This window comes from Allosphingosinicella sp. (assembly GCF_036387215.1).
Lineage (GTDB): Bacteria > Pseudomonadota > Alphaproteobacteria > Sphingomonadales > Sphingomonadaceae > Allosphingosinicella.
This window is the reverse complement of the sequence record NZ_DASVUE010000040.1, coordinates 1-4,624: the sequence shown is the minus strand read 5'-3', so window position 1 is coordinate 4,624 and position 4,624 is coordinate 1. Positions and strand designations below refer to the sequence as shown.

The window sequence follows — 4,624 nt, the reverse complement described above, 5'->3', positions numbered from 1 at the left end:
CTCGGATCCGAGGGCGGCCCCGCGGCGCTCATCATCACCTACGACGCCCGTTCCCGGAGCCTGATCGCCACTCCGGCAGTGCTCCAGGGCGCCGCCGGCCACAGCCACGAACTGTGGGTGGTACCGGCCTCCGGCGCGCCGCGTTCCCTGGGCATCGTCACTGCCGGACATTCGCGCAAGATCGTCGTTCCGCCCGCAATGCTGAAGGCGATGGGCGCCAACGCCACCCTCGCCATATCGGTCGAGCCCGAAGGCGGCTCTCCCACCGGCCTCCCCACCGGCCCGGTGATCGCCACCGGCCACCTGAACCCCATCTAAAGCCGCATCCGCGGCCGCTCCCGCTCCGTACCTCCTCAAGCAGCACGGAAGCTGCGCCCCAACAGGAGGTCCATATGCGTTCCATTCCCCCCGCTCGCCTGATGTTCACCGCGGCCGCAGCCGCCCTTTCCCTGTCCGCCTGCTCGACGATGGGCGACGGCATGAATGACGGCGGCAAGTCCGGCCGGTCGGCAAGCGCTGAAGGCACCGTCATGGTCGGCGGCGCGGCCATGTATCCGTCGCGGACGATCGTCGAGAATGCGGTCAATTCCCGCGATCATACGACCCTCGTCGCCGCGGTGAAGGCCGCCGGCCTCGTCGAGACGCTGTCCGGCCCCGGCCCCTTCACCGTCTTCGCGCCCACCAACGCCGCCTTCCAGAAGGTTCCGGCGGCGACTCTCCAGGCTGCGATGCGCCCCGAGAACAAGGCGATGCTGCAGAGCGTGCTCACCTATCACGTCGTGCCCGGCAGGCTGACTGCGGCCGATCTGATGCAGCGCATCCGCGACGGCGGCGGTCAGGCGCGTCTCACCACCGTCCAGGGCGGCACTCTCACCGCAAGCATGATGGGCAACCGGATCATGCTGACGGATGCAAAGGGAGGCACCGCCCACGTGACGCAGGGCGACGTCATGCAGTCGAACGGAGTGATCCACGTCACCGATTCGGTCTCGATGCCCGGCTGACCCGAGGGGGCGCCCGCACTTGCAGCGGGCGCCTTACCTCCGCCGTGCAGCCTCAAGCGGCAGCGGCGGCTTCGACCTCCACGGGCCGCGCCCGGTTGCCGGTCACCAGCGGCAGCCGGATCACCGCCCGGTATCCGCCCCTCACCGGCCCCGTCTCCAGCCAGGCGCGATCGCCGTAGCAGCTCACGAGGCGCTGCCGGATGTTCGAGAGGCCGATGCCCGGCCGCGACCGCTCCGGAGCGGCGCTCTTCCTCCGGACCATCGCCCCGGGGGAGGAATTGCGGACGCTGAGCGTAAGCGCCTCCCCGTCCGTCGACGCGGAGACCGAGAGGCTCGCCGGCCCCGACACCTCCGCAACCCCATGCTTGATCGCATTCTCGACCAGCGGCTGGAGGATGAAGTTCGGAACCTGCGCCCGCAAAGCGCCCGGCTCCACGTCGATGTCGATCTCCAGCCGCTCCCCGAAGCGGATCGATTCGACCGCCAGATAAGCGTCGACGCTGTCGATCTCCTGCGCCAGCGGCACGTCCGCCATTGGATCCGCGTTGAGCGAGGCCCTCAGGAACTCGCACAATTTCTCCATCATCTCCTCCGCTTCCTGGCCGCGGCCGAGCACGATCAGGCTGGAGATCGAATTGAGGCTGTTGAAGAGGAAGTGTGGATTGAGCTGGAGGCGGAGCGCGGCCGCTTCGGCGCGGTGAAGCGACGCCTCCGCCTGATGCTGCGAGGCTTCGGCGCGGGCGGCCGCGGCCTCGGCGCTCGCGGCCCGCGCCGCGCTCGCCTCGACATCGCTCCTGAGGCGGCTCGCCCAGAGCAGGCTGAGTGCGAGGCAGAAGGTCCACAGATAGACGATCCCGGCCGTGAACAGCCGCTCCAGCGTCACCTGCAGCGCCCATTTCTGCCATTCCGGGAAGATCGCGAGCGACACCCAGCGCATCCAGTAAAGGTCGAACAGCGAATGGATCGCCGTTGCCGCGAAGATCGCGACGACGAGCAACGGCCAGCGCATGGCCGGCGTCACCGCCTTCAGGTGCCAGCGGAAATTGTCGAGCGTCAGCGTCAGCACGACGCCCAGCACGAACATCGGAACGGAGGCGACGAGATTGAGGCCGAGCCTGCTGTTGCCGAGCAGGAACCCGACGATATCGACCAGCACGTAGCCGAAGCCCCAGATCACCACCGCCGGGCCGAGGGCGGTGTTCCTGAAGCCGTCGCGGAGCCAGGTGTTCAACGCGCGCCGCTCGTCGCCGGCCGGGCGGCGGGAAGGCAATGCTTCAGCCGCCCTTCGGGATCATATTCGGGCCAGCGCACCGCAGTCCCGGTCCGCACCATCTCGCAGCTGAGATCGGCTCCCGTGGGCGTGAGGCAGCTTGCGTTCACCCTCGTATAGGAGGGGCCGAAGGACGTGCACTGGAGCCGCCCCACCGCCAGCCGCGTGAGCGCCGCCTTCGCTTCTTCGCCCGAAGCGGCGGGGCAAAGGTCGGCGCGCGGGCATTTGTTGTCCTGTTCCCGCGCCTCGATGCCGCGCAGCCGGACGACCACCTGCTTGCCCTCCTGGTCCTTTTCGGAGCAGGCGATCGGCCCATCGCCGTCGAAGACGTTGAGGACGGTGCACGGGAATTGCTTGCCGCGCGCGGTATTCACCTGCGCCGGTGCGGCCTCGTGCACCACGTTCACCAGGATGAACAGCAGTGCCGCGGCGATGATGCCGGCGATCGCGACACCGCCGATCCCCACCCTGGTCCTGAGCCTCGTCCAACCGTTCAGCGCCATCCATCCGCCCCACTGCGATGCCGTCTCGCGCCGAGGATCGGGCGGAAAATGCCGCCAAAGCGAAGCGTTCGGAGACGAAAGCGGACGATTCAGCGACGAAAATGCGCCTGCCCGGAATCAGCGACATCGGGCGCGGAGCCTGTTAGTTCTACTTTTCCGAAGGAGGGCCGGTATGGAAAAACGCTCCGCCGCAGCAATCGTCCCCTGCAGCGACCTCGACGAGAGCCAGGCCTTCTACGAGAAGCTCGGCTTCATCGCCGTCGCCGTCTACGAAGCGCAAGGCTACCGCATCCTCCACGATCCCGGAGGCGCCGCAATCCACCTGACCCGAGCGGTTCCAGGCTGGCTGGATCCGGACCGGAACCCGTTCGGCGTCTATCTCTATTCACCCGATGTCGACGCCCTCGCCGCCGGCTTCGGCGCGCAGGCGGAGGACAAGCCCTGGGGACTTCGCGAGTTCGCCGTCTCCGACCCCGACGGGACCCTGGTGCGGGTCGGCTGGGGCTGAAGCCTAGCTCGGCGTCGTCGTCGTCGTTGGCGTCGCGCGCAGGAAGAACCGACCGTCCTCCTCCACGCATTCGTTGCGGACGTCGATGCCGTCCCGCTTGTTTTCCGCATTGGCACGCTGGGCCGCGCGCTCGCATTCGCCGCGGGTCTGGAAGTTGATCCCGTTCCTCGTGTCCTGCCTATGGGTGGCGCTGTTGCCGCCCTGGCTCTGGGCAAGAACGGCCGTCGGGATCATCAGGGACGCGGCGACAAAGGCCGAAAGAATGGTTTTCATGTGCCTTCTCCGGTGGTTGCCTCACCACAGGCAAGAACGGTCAACCCGCCGCTAGGTTGCCGCCGCCCCGGATCCCACGATCGCTCACTCCCCGCCTCCTCCAGCCTCTCCCGTGCCCGCCGCAGCCCGGTCGGTGATCCGCACATGCGCGTCCGTGATGTGGAAGCCGTATCGCGACAGGTCCTCAAGGCACTCGTCGACATTTAGCCCGGGCTGCGCCCTGCCCGCCTCGATCTCCAGGGCCTTGAACGCGGCCCAGGGCGCATAGCGCGCCGGAAGGTTCGCCCCGTCGGCCGCTTCGGTGACGCCGAAGATGCGTCCCGGCCCCCTGAACAAGTGGATCAACATGGCGGCTCTCCCCCAAAACCCCGATCAAGCTACGCCGGGGAAGGACCGCTTTCCAGCCATTGCGACCGGGGCAATCCAAAATCAAATCGCGAACTCTGCCCCGCGGGTTCAGCGCCGCGAAAGCTTCACCTTGTTTATTCCGCTCCTGAAACAAGGAGTGAGGTAGATGAACGTTGCGTTGAAGTTGGCGCTCGCTTTGGGCGCCGCCTCGGGTCTGGCCGGGTGCGTCGAAGAGGCGCGGATCGCCATGCCCTCCGGTCTTGCAGCCTCGTCCGAGCGGGTCGAGCTCACCGGCATGGGCGGCGGCGAGCGCGGGCGCTTCCGCCTCGGCGCGAGCGAAGGCCGCTTCGCCCGCTCCAGCATCAGCGCCAGCTACGGCGGCCCAGTAGTCAGGAATCTCGGCGGCGGAAGCTTCGAGCTCGCCGGCCCCGACGTCGACGGCGTGCTCGAAGGGGAATGCCGCTTCGACGAGGCCGAGATCCAGGCGGGCTCCGTCAGCTTCCCCGCCGAGCGCTTCGCCTATCGCTGCCGCTTCCGCCGCGACGGCCGACCGATCGATGCCGGGCTGATCCTCGAAGAAGTGCCGGCGCGCCCCGGCAAGCTTCTCTCCGGCCGCACCCGCGCCGGCGAAATCCACATGGGCGGCCGTGTCGCGGAGATCCGGCCGATCCACGACATGGCGGGCGGGCGGCTGCCGACCGCGATGCCGCTCGGCTAT

At 68.2% G+C, this 4,624-nt stretch carries 8 protein-coding genes; 4 read left to right on the top strand and 4 right to left on the bottom strand.

The annotated features are described in order from the left end of the window. Window positions 1-318: anti-sigma factor (locus VF662_RS01825; protein WP_464137010.1), on the top strand; the 318-nt coding region annotated here is incomplete at its 5' end. A 74-nt stretch (window positions 319-392) separates the two neighbouring features. Further along, complete coding sequence (locus VF662_RS01820; protein WP_464137007.1) at window positions 393-1,004, top strand: fasciclin domain-containing protein; 612 nt, start codon at window positions 393-395, stop codon at window positions 1,002-1,004. Window positions 1,005-1,056: 52 nt separating this feature from the next. Here the strand turns inward: VF662_RS01820 and VF662_RS01815 are convergent, their stop codons facing one another. Beyond that, entirely contained in the window at window positions 1,057-2,235 is a 1,179-nt protein-coding gene (locus VF662_RS01815) for a sensor histidine kinase (protein WP_464137005.1), read from the bottom strand. Next, entirely contained in the window at window positions 2,232-2,777 is a 546-nt protein-coding gene (locus tag VF662_RS01810) for a thermonuclease family protein (RefSeq protein ID WP_464137002.1), read from the bottom strand. Before VF662_RS01810 ends, VF662_RS01815 begins: the two co-directional genes overlap by 4 nt. 172 nt (window positions 2,778-2,949) lie before the next feature. Here VF662_RS01810 and VF662_RS01805 point away from each other — a divergent pair, with 172 nt between their 5' ends. Next, the gene (locus VF662_RS01805) at window positions 2,950-3,285 is read left to right on the top strand and encodes a VOC family protein (protein WP_464137000.1); all 336 of its coding nucleotides are present in this window, start codon (window positions 2,950-2,952) and stop codon (window positions 3,283-3,285) included. A 3-nt stretch (window positions 3,286-3,288) separates the two neighbouring features. On the opposite strand, the gene VF662_RS01800 is transcribed toward VF662_RS01805, so the two are convergent. Both VF662_RS01800 and VF662_RS01795 read right to left on the bottom strand, forming a co-directional pair. After that, window positions 3,289-3,558: a hypothetical protein gene (locus VF662_RS01800; protein WP_464136998.1), complete on the bottom strand. Its 270-nt coding sequence runs from the start codon at window positions 3,556-3,558 to the stop codon at window positions 3,289-3,291. 84 nt (window positions 3,559-3,642) lie between these two features. Then, entirely contained in the window at window positions 3,643-3,906 is a 264-nt protein-coding gene (locus VF662_RS01795) for a hypothetical protein (protein WP_464136996.1), read from the bottom strand. Between the two features lie 166 nt (window positions 3,907-4,072). Here VF662_RS01795 and VF662_RS01790 point away from each other — a divergent pair. Further along, the coding region (locus VF662_RS01790; protein WP_464136994.1) for a hypothetical protein at window positions 4,073-4,624 on the top strand (552 nt) is incomplete at its 3' end.